Origin of the sequence: Microbacterium sp. UFMG61 (assembly GCF_015354505.1) — a bacterium.
Lineage (GTDB): Bacteria > Actinomycetota > Actinomycetes > Actinomycetales > Microbacteriaceae > Microbacterium.
The window spans coordinates 238,420-253,869 of sequence record NZ_JACAFP010000006.1 but is presented as its reverse complement, the minus strand read 5'-3'; the positions used below and the strand labels follow the sequence as shown (position 1 = coordinate 253,869).

General features: G+C 67.8%; 15 protein-coding genes. 10 read left to right on the top strand and 5 right to left on the bottom strand.

Going from position 1 to position 15,450, the window contains the following annotated elements; all coding sequences use genetic code 11:
• Positions 1-63: 63 nt before the first annotated feature.
• The gene (locus IXW21_RS09510; protein ID WP_042540282.1) at positions 64-276 is read right to left on the bottom strand and encodes a hypothetical protein; all 213 of its coding nucleotides are present in this window, start codon (positions 274-276) and stop codon (positions 64-66) included.
• A 182-nt stretch (positions 277-458) separates the two neighbouring features.
• Between IXW21_RS09510 and IXW21_RS09505 the strand changes: the two genes are divergently transcribed.
• Positions 459-2,561 (top strand): DNA gyrase/topoisomerase IV subunit B, encoded by a 2,103-nt coding sequence (locus IXW21_RS09505; protein WP_194764012.1) that lies wholly within the window; start codon positions 459-461, stop codon positions 2,559-2,561.
• A gap of 3 nt (positions 2,562-2,564) precedes the next feature.
• Here the strand turns inward: IXW21_RS09505 and IXW21_RS09500 are convergent, their stop codons facing one another.
• Entirely contained in the window at positions 2,565-3,782 is a 1,218-nt protein-coding gene (locus IXW21_RS09500) for a glycosyltransferase (RefSeq protein ID WP_194764011.1), read from the bottom strand.
• 32 nt (positions 3,783-3,814) lie between these two features.
• Here IXW21_RS09500 and IXW21_RS09495 point away from each other — a divergent pair, with 32 nt between their 5' ends.
• The 4 genes from IXW21_RS09495 to IXW21_RS09480 are packed head-to-tail and all read left to right on the top strand — an operon-like array spanning position 3,815 to position 7,819.
• Positions 3,815-4,804, top strand: coding sequence for an NAD-dependent epimerase/dehydratase family protein (locus tag IXW21_RS09495; RefSeq protein WP_194764010.1), 990 nt, complete (start codon positions 3,815-3,817; stop codon positions 4,802-4,804).
• Positions 4,801-5,598, top strand: a complete 798-nt coding sequence (locus IXW21_RS09490; RefSeq protein WP_194764009.1) for an MBL fold metallo-hydrolase — start codon at positions 4,801-4,803, stop codon at positions 5,596-5,598. Before IXW21_RS09495 ends, IXW21_RS09490 begins: the two co-directional genes overlap by 4 nt.
• A complete protein-coding gene (locus tag IXW21_RS09485) occupies positions 5,598-6,890 on the top strand; it encodes a F390 synthetase-related protein (RefSeq protein ID WP_194764008.1) in 1,293 nt (430 codons plus the stop codon). The genes IXW21_RS09490 and IXW21_RS09485 overlap by 1 nt, the downstream gene beginning before the upstream one ends.
• Positions 6,884-7,819, top strand: a complete 936-nt coding sequence (locus IXW21_RS09480) for a 3-oxoacyl-ACP synthase III family protein (protein WP_194764007.1) — start codon at positions 6,884-6,886, stop codon at positions 7,817-7,819. The genes IXW21_RS09485 and IXW21_RS09480 overlap by 7 nt, the downstream gene beginning before the upstream one ends.
• 43 nt (positions 7,820-7,862) lie before the next feature.
• Here IXW21_RS09480 and IXW21_RS09475 read toward each other — a convergent pair whose 3' ends face one another.
• Complete coding sequence (locus IXW21_RS09475; RefSeq protein ID WP_194764006.1) at positions 7,863-10,307, bottom strand: DNA gyrase/topoisomerase IV subunit A; 2,445 nt, start codon at positions 10,305-10,307, stop codon at positions 7,863-7,865.
• Positions 10,308-10,366: 59 nt separating this feature from the next.
• On the opposite strand from IXW21_RS09475, the gene IXW21_RS09470 reads away from it, so the two are divergent.
• A complete protein-coding gene (locus IXW21_RS09470; protein ID WP_194764005.1) occupies positions 10,367-11,488 on the top strand; it encodes an alkaline phosphatase family protein in 1,122 nt (373 codons plus the stop codon).
• 29 nt (positions 11,489-11,517) lie between these two features.
• Here the strand turns inward: IXW21_RS09470 and sepH are convergent, their stop codons facing one another.
• Complete coding sequence (gene sepH / locus IXW21_RS09465; protein ID WP_194764004.1) at positions 11,518-12,558, bottom strand: septation protein SepH; 1,041 nt, start codon at positions 12,556-12,558, stop codon at positions 11,518-11,520.
• Positions 12,559-12,754: 196 nt separating this feature from the next.
• Between sepH and IXW21_RS09460 the strand changes: the two genes are divergently transcribed.
• Positions 12,755-13,048 (top strand): DUF4193 domain-containing protein, encoded by a 294-nt coding sequence (locus IXW21_RS09460; protein WP_042540214.1) that lies wholly within the window; start codon positions 12,755-12,757, stop codon positions 13,046-13,048.
• Between the two features lie 65 nt (positions 13,049-13,113).
• Here the strand turns inward: IXW21_RS09460 and IXW21_RS09455 are convergent, their stop codons facing one another.
• Positions 13,114-13,581, bottom strand: a complete 468-nt coding sequence (locus tag IXW21_RS09455) for a DUF3093 domain-containing protein (protein WP_194764003.1) — start codon at positions 13,579-13,581, stop codon at positions 13,114-13,116.
• Between the two features lie 12 nt (positions 13,582-13,593).
• Between IXW21_RS09455 and dut the strand changes: the two genes are divergently transcribed.
• Genes dut through IXW21_RS09440 form a run of 3 tightly spaced genes read left to right on the top strand, consistent with a single transcriptional unit; the run spans position 13,594 to position 15,396 of the window.
• Entirely contained in the window at positions 13,594-14,085 is a 492-nt protein-coding gene (gene dut, locus IXW21_RS09450) for a dUTP diphosphatase (protein WP_194764002.1), read from the top strand.
• Positions 14,078-14,665 (top strand): DUF3710 domain-containing protein, encoded by a 588-nt coding sequence (locus IXW21_RS09445; RefSeq protein ID WP_194764001.1) that lies wholly within the window; start codon positions 14,078-14,080, stop codon positions 14,663-14,665. Before dut ends, IXW21_RS09445 begins: the two co-directional genes overlap by 8 nt.
• Entirely contained in the window at positions 14,662-15,396 is a 735-nt protein-coding gene (locus IXW21_RS09440) for a DUF3159 domain-containing protein (protein WP_194764000.1), read from the top strand. Before IXW21_RS09445 ends, IXW21_RS09440 begins: the two co-directional genes overlap by 4 nt.
• Positions 15,397-15,450 lie beyond the last annotated feature (54 nt).

Genomic DNA, 15,450 nt, shown 5'->3' with positions numbered 1-15,450 from the left:
GCGTCGTGACATGAAAAACGGAGCCCGACGTGCGACGGGCTCCGTTCTCGACGAGGGCTGCGATCAGTCGATCAGGCGAGCGGTCTCGTCGTGCCAGCTGGTGGCGATGCTGCGGAGCTTCTCTTCGTACTTGCGGCCGTGGTGGGCGCAGAAGAGCAGTTCGGAGCCGTTGACCTCGGCCGCGATATAGGCCTGAGCGCCACAGGAATCGCAGCGATCCATAGCGGTCAGGCGGAACTCGACGGCGGAGGTCTCTCGTTCGGTCGTTGCGTTCATCACGGTGCCTCCTTGAGTGTCGGGTTCGCTGGTTGGGCGTGTTCAATACAACCACGCGATTCCTGTGTGCATGCCCGCTTTGCGGCGTGTTTCGCTCAGCGCGTACGCGGCGGGCGTCGTGTGGTGACCCGCGGGGAGTGTCTGCGCGGCTCCGGCGCACTGCGCGAATAGAATCGGAGATTGTGACCGCCGAGTATTCCGCCCATCATCTCCAGGTGCTCGAAGGGCTCGAGGCCGTCCGCAAGCGCCCCGGTATGTACATCGGTTCGAACGGGTCGCCGGGTCTGATGCACTGCCTGTGGGAGGTCATCGACAACGCCGTCGACGAGGCCGTGGCGGGCAACGGATCGAAGATCGACGTGATCCTGCATTCCGACGGCAGCGTCGAGGTCCATGACCGAGGTCGCGGCATCCCCGTCGACGTCGAGCCGCGCACCGGCCTCACCGGTGTCGAGGTCGTCTTCACCAAGCTGCACGCGGGAGGCAAGTTCGGCGGCGGGTCGTACGCGGCGTCCGGCGGATTGCACGGCGTCGGCGCCTCGGTCGTCAACGCCCTCTCGGAGCGCCTCGACGTCGAGGTCGACCGTGGTGGCAAGACGTACGCGATGTCCTTCCATCGCGGTGAGCCCGGGCTCTTCGCCGACAAGGGCGAGAAGCGCCCGGATGCGCCCTTCACGCCGTTCGAGCAGAAGAGCGAGCTGCGTGTGATCGGAAAGGCGCCCCGTGGCGCGACCGGCACTCGCGTGCGGTATTGGGCCGACCGGCAGATCTTCACCAAGGACGCCGCCTTCCAGCTGAACGAGCTCGAGACGCGAGCGCGCCAGACGGCGTTCCTCGTGCCCGGGCTCGAGATCGTCGTGAAGGATGCCCGCGCGACGGGCGAGGGTGACGAAGCCGCGCAGGTCGACGAGACCTCGTACCACTACGAGGGCGGCATCTCGGAGTTCGTCGAATACCTCGCGACCGATGCGCCGGTCACCGACACGTGGCGCATCCAGGGGGAGGGGACCTTCAAGGAGACGGTCCCCGTGCTGCAGGCGGATGGACACATGGTCGCGACCGAGGTCGAGCGCGTCTGTGCCGTCGATATCGCGATGCGGTGGGGAACGGGCTACGACACGGTGACCCGCTCGTTCGTCAATATCATCTCCACACCCAAGGGCGGCACGCACCAGCAGGGCTTCGAGCAGGAGCTGCTCAAGGTGCTGCGTGCGCAGGTCGAGCAGAACGCGCGCCGACTCAAGGTCGGCGGCAACGACAAGGTCGAGAAGGATGACGTTCTGGCGGGTCTCACCGCCGTGCTCACCGTGAACGTGCCCGAGCCCCAGTTCGAGGGACAGACGAAAGAGGTGCTCGGTACCCCCGCCGTGCGCCAGATCGTCGCACAGGTGCTCCGCAAGGACCTGGCCGCGCGGTTCGCGTCGACGAAGCGCGATGACAAGAGCCAGGCCACACAGCTGCTCGACAAGGTCGTCGCCGAGATGAAGGCGCGCGTCTCGGCGCGCGCGCACAAGGAGACGCAGCGTCGGAAGAACGCTCTGGAATCGTCGACGCTGCCGACGAAGCTCGTCGACTGCCGGACGAACGACGTCGACCGCAGCGAGCTGTTCATCGTCGAGGGCGACTCTGCCCTCGGTACCGCCAAGAACGCGCGCAACAGCGAGTTCCAGGCGCTGCTGCCGATCCGAGGCAAGATCCTCAACGTGCAGAAGGCATCCGTCGGCGACATGCTCTCGAACGCGGAGTGCGCGTCGATCATCCAGGTGATCGGCGCAGGGTCGGGCCGCAGCTTCGACATCGACGCGGCTCGCTACGGCAAGGTGATCCTGATGAGCGACGCCGATGTCGACGGCGCGCACATCCGCACGTTGCTGCTCACGCTGTTCTACCGGTACATGCGACCGCTCATCGAACACGGGCGGGTCTTCGCCGCCGTGCCGCCTCTGCACCGGGTCATCGTGATGAACCCCGGCTCCAAGCCGAACGAGACGATCTACACGTACAGCGAGCAGGAGATGCATGCGCTCCTGACCAAGCTGCGCAAGGCCGGCAAAAAATGGCATGAACCGATCCAGCGCTACAAGGGCCTCGGTGAGATGGATGCCGAGCAGCTGGCGACCACCACGATGGATCGCGGCGGACGTCTGCTCCGCCGGGTCCGGATGGAGGATGCGGAGGCGGCGGGGCGTGTGTTCGAACTCCTGATGGGCAACGAGGTCGCGCCGCGGCGCGAGTTCATCATCGAGTCGTCCGATCGGCTCTCGCGCGAAGCCATCGACGCCTGAATCTCATCGCGCCGGCGGCAGGACCGAGCGGTAGACCTCGAGCAGCGCGTCGAGATGAGCGTGCTGGGCGACCTCGCCGCGGTGGGCGATCGCTGCGGTGCTCATCGCCGTGATCCTGGCTGGATCGTCGCGGAGCTCTCGGAGGGTCGCGACGAGTCCTTCGGCGTCCGGGGTGCTGGTCACCGCTCCTCCGCCCGCCGGAAGCATCTCCGCCAGGTCGGGGTCGGTGACGACCACCGGGAGGCCTGAGGCGATCGCCTCGAGGATCACCATCGGCTGATTGTCGAAGTCGAGAGAGCTTGAGACGAGCACGTGCGCATCGCGCATGCCCTCGAGAACCCGGGACTGCGGTACTGCGCCGTGCACGGTCAGTCGTCCCTCCGGCAGGTCGGCGGAAGCCGCGGACACTCGAGTCCGCGCGACACCGTCGCCGAACATCTCGGCGCGGATGCCGGTCAGCTTCCGGGCTGCGTCGAGGAAGACCTCGGGGCGCTTCTCCGGCGACAGCCGTCCGCACCACACGACCCGCAGGTCCTCACCCGGCTCGACCACGCGCGCCAGCGGCATCCCGATCTCCGTCAGCACCGATTCCTCCAAGCCGTTGGACAGCACGGTCAGCGGCGTCCGGACCCCCTGGTCGACGAGTTTCGTCGCGAAGTGCCGAGAGGGGACGATGACGTGATCGGCATGGTTCGCCTGGCTCACCATCAGTCGCCACATCCGCCTCGCCGTCCGCGTGGCGGTGTACGGAGCTGTCGGATCGAGCTGCGCCGTGTCGTGGCTCAAGCGGCGGCGATGCATCGCGGCGAGCAGGATCGTCGTGACGGAGGGAAGCGGCAGCACCGAGCGTGTGTAGACGTCGATGCGCCCGTGCATGGTCTGCACGACCGGAACACCCTGGGCCTGTGCGGCCTCGAATCCTGCGAGAGCGGCGAACATCTCGGTGTGCACGTGCACGACGTCGATCGCGCGGCGGCGCAGCCCTTCGAACAGCACGCCCGCAGCGGCCGAGGGCGTCCAGGTGAACGGGTACCCGTCGGGTGCGAAGCCTCGTGCCGTGGGCAGCCGAACGATGTGCGGGTCGTCGCTCGGCTCCGACAGGGGACAGAACACGAAGACCTCGTGCCCCGCGTCTTCGAGGGCCTCGCGGTGCGCCTTGATCACGGTCTGCACTCCGCCCAGTGTCGGCAGATAGTAGTCGGTGACCATGGCGATGCGCACTCGACCACAATAGGACGGCTATCGTGAGGTGCATGTCCGGAGCCCGTGTGCTGGTGACGGGGGCGAGCGGGTTCCTCGGCGGCTATGTCGTGCCCGAACTGCGCCGACACGGCTACGAGGTCTTCGCAGCCGGGAGGAACGCGACAGCCCTCGCCCGCGTCGCCGACGAGCGACACCGGGTCGTGGGAGATCTCGCTTCTCTCTCGTCGCAGGAGCTCCCGGTCGACGCCGTCATCCACTGTGCGGCGCTGTCCACTCCCTGGGGCTCGTGGAAGGAGTTCCACGGGGCCAACGTCGCAGGTACTCGCCACGTCGTGGAGTTCGCGCGGCGCAACCGCGTGCGGCGGCTCGTGCATGTCTCGTCGCCGAGCGTCTACGCCGCGAACCGCGACCGTCTCGACATCCGCGAGTCCGAGGTCGACCGCACCAACCGCCTGAACGGCTACATCCGTTCGAAGAACGCGGCGGAGGATCTGCTGCTCGATGCACGCGATGCGCAGGAGATCGAGGAGCTCGTGATCCTCCGGCCCCGGGGCCTCATCGGCGCCGGCGATCCGAGCCTGGTTCCGAGGCTGCTGGACGTGCATACCAGGGTCGGGGTGCCCCTCTTCGGCGGCGGGGAGAACCTCATCGACGTCACGGCCGTCGAGAACGTGGCATCCGCGCTCCGGCTCGCGATCACCCGGGGAGACGCTGCGGGCGGGGTGTACAACATCTCGAACGGCGATCCCCGCCGATTCCGAGATCTGCTGACGACGTTGCTCACGCTGCTGGGGGAGCAGCCGCGCTTCCGCCCCCTGAACAGACGGGTCGCCTGGGCTCTCGCATCGACTCTGGAGGCGGTCTGCTCGGTGATTCCCGGTCGACCGGAACCCCCGCTGACCCGGTACACCCTGAGCACGATCGCCTACTCGCAGACTCTCGACATCTCACGGGCGAGGGAAGACCTCGGCTATCGGCCGGAGGTCTCGCTGGACGATGCACTCAGTGCGGTCGCCGCGCATCTGAAGGCCGGCTCGTGACAGGACGCCTGCGTCACTATGTCTGCGGCAGCACGTCTCACGACGTCGGCGCGATGTTCCGCGGTGTCACCGCAGGTCGGCGCGAGTTCCCGTCGGGTTCCTTCCTCTACGACGCCGAAGACGGTCGTCGCGTTCTCTTCGACACGGGATACGCGACGGGTGCCTGGCGCACGGGGTGGCGGGGCGACGTGTATCGGCGGCTTCTGCCTCCGCATGTCGTCGACGGCGACGACATCGCGGCGCAGCTCGCCGCGGACGGCATCGATACGGCGTCCGTCACGCATGTCGTCCTCTCACACCTGCATCCGGATCACGTCGGAGGAGTCCGGCGCTTTCCCGGAGCGACCTTCGTGCTCAGCGCGGGGCATGAGCGCACGCTGCGGCACCCCCGACTGCGCTCGGGCGTGCTGCCCGGGCTGTTGCCCGAGTGGTTCCCGCGCGGCGATCGGATCGTGCTGGAGAAGGAGTCGTTCCGTCGAGTCCGCATCGGCTCGGTCGAACTCCGGGTCCACGACCTGCTCGGCGACGGGTCGTACCTCGTGCTGGACCTTCCCGGACACGCCGACGGTCATCTCGGTGCGCTGGTCGACGGACGGGTGCTGCTCGCCGGGGATGCCGCGTGGGGGAGCGATCTCCTCGACGTCTCATCGAGACTGCGGGCGCTGCCACGGGCGATCCAGCATGACGCACGCCGTTACGCCGACACGGCGGAGAGTCTGCAACGACTCGCCGAGGAGGGGATCCGGGTCGTCTGCAGCCACGATCCGCTCGACGCGAAGGATCTGATCGACTGATGGGGAAGCTGCGGATCCTGCGCGAGTTCGCGATGGTGCGGTGGCTCCGTCCGATGCGCACGCGAGCTTCGATCGATCGACGCCAGCGACGCCTGCTGGCCGCGCATGTGCGGTTCCTGCGGAGACGATCACCGTATTTCGGCGAGTTGCTGAAGACGCGTTCTTTCGCGGACCTGCCACTCATGGACAAGAGCATCATGATGAGCCGCTTCGACGAGATCAACACGGTCGGTGTCGCCCGTGATGACGCACTCGCACTCGCGATCGCGAACGAGCGTGCTCGCGAGTTCAGCACCGACCTCGGACCGAACTCCGTCGGACTCTCCAGCGGCACGAGCGGGCACCGTGGGCTGTTCATCGTCAGCGATGCCGAACGCGACGCCTGGGTGGGCACCGTGCTCGCGCGCACGCTCCCGCGCCGGATGCTGCTCGGGCACCGGATCGCGCTCTTCCTGCGCGCAGACAACACGCTCTACGAGTCGGTGGCATCGAAGGCGGTGTCATTCCGCTACTTCGACGTCTACGCGGACATGGATGAGAACATCGCCCGACTCCGCGAGTACCGGCCGACCATCCTCGTCGCACCGCCTTCCGTGCTGCGGGTGATCGCGCGGGCCGCCGATTCCGGTCGCTTCGACGCGTTCCCGCAGAAGGTGTACTCGGTCGCAGAGGTGCTCGAGCTGTCGGATGAGCAGCGCATCCGGAAGTCGCTCGCCCAGACGAGGATTCACCAGCTCTATCAGTGCACGGAAGGATTCCTCGCCCACACCTGTGAACACGGCGTGATCCATCTGAACGAAGACGGTGTGCTGGTCGAGCGCGAAGAGCTGGACGGTGAGCGGTTCACGCCGATCGTGACGGATCTGCGTCGCCGCGCCCAGCCGATCGTTCGCTACCGACTGGGCGACGTCCTCCGTGAACGGCGTGAACCGTGCCCCTGCGGAAGCGCACTCACCGCGATCGAACGGATCGAGGGACGGGAAGGGGACACCCTCGTCTTCCGGAGACTCGATGGTCGCAGTATCCCGGTCTTCGCCGACGTGATCACGCGGGCTCTGATCCACGCCGAGGGATTCGATGAGTATCGAGTGACACAGACCGGTGAGTCGCGGCTGGAGATCGCGCTCGACACGGTCGATGATCGATCTCGGCGCCGCGTCACCGATGAGGTCGACGCGCTGGCCGATCGACTGCACTGCGAACGGCCGGAGCTCGTCTTCGTCGACTACGTGAGCGACGGGGCGGTCAAGCTGCGCCGAGTCGTGCAGGAATGGGGGGACCGGAGATGGTGAAGAGCTGCGAGATCACGGGATGGGGAACGTCTCTGCCCGCACGCGCCGTGCGCTTCGGCAACGACGTGCGCTATCGCATCGAGGATCATGTGTCGCATCTCGACATGCTGGTCGACGCGTGTGAGCGGGCGTTGGACGCCGCAGGCATCACAGCAGATGAGGTCGACCTGGTGCTCGGCGCCTCGGCTGCCGGAATCCAGCCGATCCCCTGCACGGCGGCACTGGTGCTCGAGCGACTCACGCTCACCGGGCACGCAGCCGCGTTCGATGTGAACTCGACCTGCACCAGCTTCATCACGGCGCTCGACGTGGCTTCGCGATATCTCGATGCCGGCGACCACGAGACGATCCTCGTGTTCGCCGGCGACGTGGGCACGCGCTTCCTCAATCCGGAGCAGCGTGAGAGCTTCGAGCTGTTCAGCGACGCGGGCGCCGCCTTCGTGCTCCGGCGCTCCGCGATGCCCGGGCGTGGAGTGGTCGCGAGCGCTCAGCGCACCTGGCCCGCGTATGCCCATGACACCGAGATCAGGGGAGGGCTGTCGCGCTCGCCCGCTCAGCGGTTCGCGCAGAGCGACGCGGCGGACTATCTCTTCGACATGGACGGACGTCGGGCCCTGCTCGGGATGATGCGGGTGCTTCCGGAGTTCTTCGGCGACTTCCATCGCGCGTCGGGCATCTCGTACGACGACGTCGCCCTGTGGGTGCCGCACCAGGCGTCCGCGGCACTCGGGCCGATGCTCGACCGTCTCAGCATCCCGGCTGAGAGACGCGTCGACGAGGTCGCCGCGTTCGGCAACATGGTCTCCGCCTCGGTGCCGTTCATGCTCGCGCGATCACTGGACAGCGGCCGGCTCGCGTCGGATGACGTCGTGATCCTCTGCGGGACCGCCGCCGGCCTCACCGCGAACATCCTCGCGCTCCGCATCTGACGTCGCTCAGCGTCGATGACGGTCGGGCCGACGGCGCACGTTCTCAGACCAGGGTGCGGCCGATGCTCCCGATCACGCCGTCGATCGGCTGACCGGACGCATCGCGACGAGCGCCGGGCTCGGGAAGCTTGCGCACGGCTCCGGTCGGGTCCACGGCCTGTGCGGGGCCGGGGCCGACCCAGGCGATCATGAGCCGGTCCTCGCCCTTCAGGAACGCGTGGGCGCGCACGCCACCGGTGGCGCGGCCCTTCGACGGGTAGTCCGTGAACGACGACACCTTGGCGCGGCCCGGTTCGGTTCCTGGCAGGCTGCTGTCGGAACCCGAGACGGTCGCGACCACTGCATCGGTCTCCGGCGGCACCGCCCCGAAGAACAGAACCGTCGATCCCGAGCCGAGCTTGATCCCTGCCATGCCGCCCGCCAGAGCGCCCTGCGGGCGCACGACCGAGGCGGAGAATCGCAGGAGCTGGGCATCGGTCGTCACGAAGACCAGGTCGGCATCGTCACGAGCCTCCATGGCTCCGACGACCGAATCTCCGGGTTTCATGCCGATGACCTCGAGATCGGGTCGTACGGGCAGCATCGACGGGACGATGCGCTTCACGATGCCCTGGGTGGTTCCGAGCGCCACCGGCACATCGCTGTCGAACCGTATGAACTCGAGGATCCGTTCACCGCGGGTCGTGATCCCGAGGTAGTCGCGCAGCGGAGTGCCGGCGGCGAGCTGGACGGACGACGACGGCACGGACGGCAGATCGACGGGGGAGAACCGCAGCACGCGTCCCTCGGTCGTCAGCGCCCCGATGTCGGCCCGCACCGTCGTCTCGACCGTCGTCAGGATGGCGTCGTGCTTGCTCCGACGGGCGGGCACGGTCAGCTCCTGCCCCTCGGCGAGGTCGACGCGCACTGCACGACCCGTCGTGGAGAGCACGAGGACGGTCGGCGCGTCGGCGATCTGCAGGTCTGCGGTCGCGCCCTTCGATGCGCGCGGCTTCGGGGGCGCCGCATTCATCAGGAGCGTTCGTCGGGGCGTCCCGTATGCGTCGGCCGCGGCATCCAGCTCTGTGGCGACGGCGGCACGCAGCAGCACGTCGCTCGCGAGCAGCTCGCGGAGCCCGGCGATCTCGGCGAGCAGCGAGTCCCGCTCGGCTTCGAGTTCGATGCGCGAGAACTTGGTGAGTCGACGCAGGCGCAGTTCGAGGATGTACTCGGCCTGCAGCTCGCTGAGATCGAACACGGAGCGCAGACGCGTACGAGCCTGCTCGGAGTCATCGGAGGAGCGGATGACCTGGATGACCTCGTCGATGTCGAGGATCGCGATCAGCAGTCCCTCGACGAGGTGCAGACGCTCTTCGCGGCGTGCGAGGCGATACCTGCTGCGCCGTGTGATCACCTCGAGGCGATGCGCGACGTAGACGCTGAGCATCTCCTTCAGCCCGAGCGTGCGGGGCTGTCCGCCGACGAGAGCGACGTTGTTGATGCTGAAGGAGTCCTCCAGCGGGGTCAGGCGGTACAGCTGCTCCAGCACCGCGTTTGCGTCGAACCCCGTCTTGATGCCGATGGCGACACGCAGACCGTGGTTGCGATCGGTGAGGTCGGTGACGTCGCTGATGCCCTGCAGCTTCTTCGACTGCACCGCGTCGCGGATCTTCTCGATGAGGCGTTCAGGACCGACCATGTACGGCAGCTCGGAGACGATGATGCCGGTGCGGCGCGGCCCCAGGGATTCGACCGAGACCTTGCCGCGCACCTTCAGAGCACCGCGACCGTTCGCGTATGCATCCTTGACGCCGTCGAGCCCCATGAGGATGCCTCCCGACGGGAAGTCCGGGCCGGGCACGAACTCCATGAGGTCTTCGGTCGTCGCATCGGGGTTCTCGAGCAGATGGGTCGCCGCCGCGACGACCTCGATGAGGTTGTGCGGGGCCATGTTCGTCGCCATGCCGACCGCGATGCCGCTGGCACCGTTGACGAGAAGATTCGGGAAGGCCGCGGGGAGCACCGCAGGCTGCTGGAACTGGCCGTCGTAGTTCGGCACGAAGTCGACGACGTCCTCGTCGAGGTTCTCGGTGAGCGCCATCGCCGGAGCGGCGAGACGAGCCTCGGTGTATCGGGCTGCGGCCGGTCCGTCATCGAGCGAGCCGAAGTTGCCGTGACCGTCGACGAGCGGCACGCGAAGAGCGAAGTCCTGGGCGAGGCGCACCAGCGCGTCGTAGATCGCCGAGTCGCCGTGCGGGTGCAGCTTTCCCATCACCTCGCCGACGACACGGGCGCTCTTCACGTGGCCGCGATCGGGACGCAGCCCCATCTCGGCCATCTGATACAGGATGCGGCGCTGCACGGGCTTGAGGCCGTCGCGCGCATCCGGGAGCGCACGCGAATAGATGACCGAGTAGGCGTACTCGAGGAACGAGCCCTGCATCTCGCTCTCGAGATCGATGTCCTGGATTCTCTCCGGAGCGAGCTCGGGCGGCGGGGTCTTCGGCATGGCCATCCTGAATGGTGCGAGGCTGAGGTCGTACGGGAGCCTGTGTCAGACTGGCTCGGATGTCCCTCATGCTACCGTCCGAGTCGCCCACCGCCCGGAGCCTCGTCGGGGTGGCGGACGACCTGTTCGCTGCTCTCCGCGGGGAGTCGGCACATCTGCCGCGCGCCACCTCGGTCGTGCTGGTGCTGATCGACGGGCTCGGGGCGATCGGACTCCGGGCGCACGCCGGTCACGCACGAACCCTCACCGGGGGGATGGCGAAGAAGGATGTGGCGCATTCCGTGTTCCCGTCGACCACCGCCGCGGCTCTGACGAGTCTTCTGACGGGCGCCTGGCCCGGTCAGCACGGCCTGGTCGGGTACCGCGTTCTCGATCGGTCTCGTGATGTGCTCGTGAATCAGCTCACGGGATGGGAGTCGGAGGGACTCGACCCGGCGACGTGGCAGGCGAGGCCGACGATCTTCGAGCGTGCCCGCTCCGAGGGGCGCCCGGCGTTCGCGGTGGGCGTCGCCGCCTATGCGCACAGCGGATTCACGCGCGCCACGTTGCGCGGCGCCGAGTTCGTCGCGGCGGACACCCCTGCCGAACTCATCGCGACCGCGTACGATCTCGCCGAACGGCATCCGGGCTCTCTCGTGTACTGCTACCTGCCCGAGGCCGACAAGGCAGGACACAGGCACGGTGTGGCCTCCCTCGAATGGGTGGCGGCACTCGAGGAAATCGACGGTGCGCTCGCACGTCGGGTGCCGCCCGGCATCGGCGTCGTCGTCACGTCAGACCATGGGATGGTCGACGTTCCGGCTCAGCGGCAGATCGTTCTCGAGGCCGAGCACCTTCAGGGTGTCCATGCCATCGGAGGCGAGCCGAGGATGCTGCACATCTATCTCGACGATGAGGCGGACATCGACGACGCGGCAGCGCGATGGTCACGAGACCTCGACGGCCTCGCAGACGTCGGCACCCGCGGGCAGGCAATCGACGCAGGGTTCTTCGGTCCCGCGGTGACGGACGACGCCGCGTCGCGGATCGGGGATCTCCTCGTGGTGGCGCGCGCGAACGGCGCCGTGTACGACGGCACGGCGCCCGACCAGCGAAGCCGAGGGATGATCGGACAGCACGGCGGAATCACGCCGGAGGAGCGACAGGTGCCGCTGATCCGCTTCGGTGCTTTCGTGCGCTGAGCGTCCACTCCGCCGTCGCGAAGGCCGGATTACTCGTCGGTACGCGCTCCGAACACGATCTCGTCCCACGACGGCATCGCGTTGCGTCGCTTGCGTCGGCCACTGCTGTCCGAACCGCTGGGCTCGGGTGCGGGATCCGGGGTCGCGCTGGTCTCGTCGACCGGCCCTGTCTGCTGCAGTGCATCGAAGATCGCGATCGGGTCGTTGTCGACCCCGAACACGTCATCGTCGAGGATCGGCGCAGTCTCACGCTGACCTCGTCTGCGGCGCAAGGCCTCGAGCAGGTCCGCTGTCTCCGGACTGGTGGTCTGCGACTCCGGAGCACGCTTGGTCGCCGCATCCTGGACAGATGTGGGGGAGCGCTCGGGCAGGGCGGTGTCTTCGACGACCTCCGGGGCGGGGACGAGGCGGGGACCGAAGGCGCCGGAGTCGAAGCGGCTCTCGTCCTTGTACGGCGACGTCTGGCGTTCGCTCTCGACCGCGCGCAGACGAGGAATGAGTCCCTCCGGCAGCGAGCCCTGGCGGGAGAGCTGGGTGGCATCGGCGTTCAGTGGTGCGAGGGCACTCCGCCGCGGGTCGAAGCTCCACCGGGCGTCATGCTCGACGTCGTTCGCCGCGAACTCGAGCTTGATGATCCAACCGTTCTCGTCTTTCCAGCTCGCCCAGCGCTCCGCCGACGCCTCGACATCGCTGAGCTTCGCACGGATGGCGGTGCCGAACGTCGGCTGCGCGTCGGGCTCGACCTCGCTGCCGATCAGCACCGGAACGGCGAGGGCCTGACCGATGATGTGCTCGCGTTCCGCGAGCACCGGGCCTTCGAAACGTGCCACGTCCTCGACGGTGATCCCGAGCAGCTCGGCGACCTCGGGGGCTGTGAGTCCGGCGCGGATCTGCGCCTGGATGTCGCGGGGGCTCGCCGCGAGACGCTGCGGCGTGGGCTCGCCCTGGCGGGTCGCCCGTCTGATCTCACGGTGCAGGACGTCGTCGATGGGCAGCGCGAACCGCTCGCCCGACTCGGTTGCGAGTACCAGGACTCCTGCTTCTGTGCCGACGATGGTGACGTTTTCCATGCGAATGCCCCTCTGATGGGTGTGCATTCATGGTGTCACGGGGCCGTGCTCGGAGCCGGGAATACTCTGGGCGCGCCGCCAGTTTGCTCTGTCGCACCCACGGGCATTTGCTTATTGTCCTGAGGTCGTGCAAACTATGGCCGCCGATTACCCCGACGGCGCACCACCCACTCGCATGAAAGTGGAGATTCACCACATGGCAACCGACTACGACGCTCCCCGCAAGAGTGAAGACGACTCCGAGTCGATCGAAGCCCTCAAGGAGCGTGTGCCGGACAAGCTCTCCGGCTCCTCGGGAGACGAGGATGCAGACAACCCGTCCAGCTTCGATCTTCCTGGCGCCGACCTTTCCGACCTCGAACTCGACGTCGTCGTGCTGCCCGCGCAGCAGGACGAGTTCACCTGCATGAACTGCTTCCTCGTGAAGCACCGTTCTCAGCTCGACCACGAGGGAGCTTCCGGCCCCATCTGCAAGGAGTGCGCCGCCTGAGCGCATCCGAGCGACGCTCCGCGCGCCTCTGACCATCCGGTCAGGGGCGCGTTCGTCTGTGTGGGTCAGTTCCGCGCGTGACGGATCGCCGCGGCGAGTCGGTCAGGCGTGCGCGTCGAGATGGTCCATGCATTGACCGGATCATCGACGTCGAGATTGGGAACGACGACGATGCCCTCGATCCCGCCTCGGATCATGTGCCATCCCCGTGCGGGGAGCCCAGGGCCCCGCGCCCGTCGGGCCTCCTCGCCGGTGAGTGCCACCGGATCGCCGAGATGTTGGCAGGCGATGTGGGCCCGTCCCGCACGGAGGATGCCCTCCTCGACCGAGACCAGCGGTGCCGCGGCGACGAGCGCGATCACGAGCAGCGCAGAGACCGCCGCGCCGATGATCAGCGCGAAGGTCGCCGAGCCGAGCGGGATGAAGATGAGTGACACCATCGGGCCTGCGAGAGCCACCGTCGCCAGGAGCCAGAGGCTCGGCGAGAGTCTCTCGCGGTAGCGCGGTCGTGTGTCGGGAGCGATGTTCTGCATTAGCCTCGTGGGGTGACTGATTCCGTTGATCTCCCCATTATCGCGCCCGTGCTCGACGGCGCAGCCGTCGTGCCCGGATATGCGCATCCGGGAGACGCCGGCGCCGACCTCGTCGCGGCCGACGCCGTGCACCTCGAGCCGGGGGAGCGCGCCCTCGTCGCGACGGGCGTGCGCATCGCCCTTCCGGAGGGATACGCCGCGTTCGTCGTGCCGCGCAGCGGACTCGCCGCCAAGCACGGGATCTCCATCGTCAACTCGCCCGGCACGGTGGACGCGGGTTATCGGGGTGAGATCAAGGTGAGCCTGATCAACACCGACATCCGCAGCGCGTACGATGTCGCCGTCGGCGATCGCATCGCGCAGCTGATCATCATGCCGGTGACGCGCGCCGTCTTCATCCCTGTCGACGAACTGCCGGACAGCGTCCGCGGCGAAGGCGGTTTCGGCTCGACCGGCTACCAGGCAGCATCCCACTCGAATCCAGCAGGACAGGCCAATGACTGACAACAACGCGACTCCCTCGAAGTCGGCCCCCGAGAACCGGGCGACCGAGGGCCCCTTCGACGACTCCGAGGCGAATCCGGTTCGGCCGTACATCGACCTCGGGGGCATCAAGATCCTTCCTCGCGAGGGACTGAACCTGCGACTCGAGGTCGAGGAGCAGTCGAAGCGCATCGTCGCCGTCGGCCTCGACTACGCGGACTCCTCGCTGCAGGTGCAGCCGTTCGCGGCGCCGCGTTCCGGTGGACTCTGGGACGAGACCCGCGTGCAGCTGCGCGATCAGGTCCGCACCCAGGGTGGTCGCGTCGAAGAGCGCGAGGGCCCGCTGGGCAAGGAGCTCCTCGCCGAGGTGCCCGCGACGGCGAACGAGGGATCCGGCCTGCGTCTCGCACGGTTCGTGGGCATCGACGGACCGCGGTGGTTCCTGCGCGGCGTCATCGGCGGAGCCGCAGCGTCCGACCTCGAGGCTGCAGCCAAGGTCGAGGACCTCTTCCGCTCGATCGTGGTCGTCCGCGGCGGAGCGCCCATGCCGCCTCGGGATCTGATCCCCCTCAAGATGCCCGCGACGCCCGGTTCGGCGTGAGCACCCCGGCGTCTGAACCGGAGCGCGAGCAGAGCGCCTCGGACATCCTCGGTGCGGCCCTGGGTGGCGCGGCCCGCCGCGCCGGTCTCGACCCGACCGAGACGGGAGCGACGCACAGGGTCGTGTGGTCTGCGATCGGCGGTTGGCGGGGGATCCTCGAGTCGGTCCTGCCGAGCCTCGCGTTCGTCATCCTCTTCACGATCGCGCCGGAGCCGCTGCTCCTGCCTCTCGGAGTGTCCGTGGGCCTCGCGGCGGTGTTCACAGTGGTCCGACTCATCCAGAAGTCGCCGCCGTCGGCGGCCATCGGCGGCCTCGTGGCGGCCGCGGCGGCCGCGGCGCTGGCGCTGTGGACGGGAAGAGGCGAGGACAACTTCGTCCCCGGGCTCATCACGAACGCGGCGTACGGCACCGCGATACTCGTGTCGGCGCTCATCGGGTGGTCGCTCATCGGACTCGCCGTCGGGTTCCTGATGGGCGAGGGCACGGCGTGGCGCGACGACCGACGCAAGCGACGCGCGTTCCTCTGGCTCGGAGTCGCCTGGGCGGCACTGTTCTACGCGCGGCTCGCCGTGCAGCTGCCGCTGTATCTCGCGGGTGAGGTGACCGCCCTGGGCACTCTGAAGCTCATCATGGGCCTGCCTCTGTTCGCGCCACTGATCGCCGTCACCTGGCTGGTCGTGCGCGCGCTGTACCCACGCACCGTGAATTCCGGAACACCGCAGGAGTCATGATAGATTTATCTTGATATCAAGATAAATTGCAGGCTTTCGCCCGGAGGCTGAGCG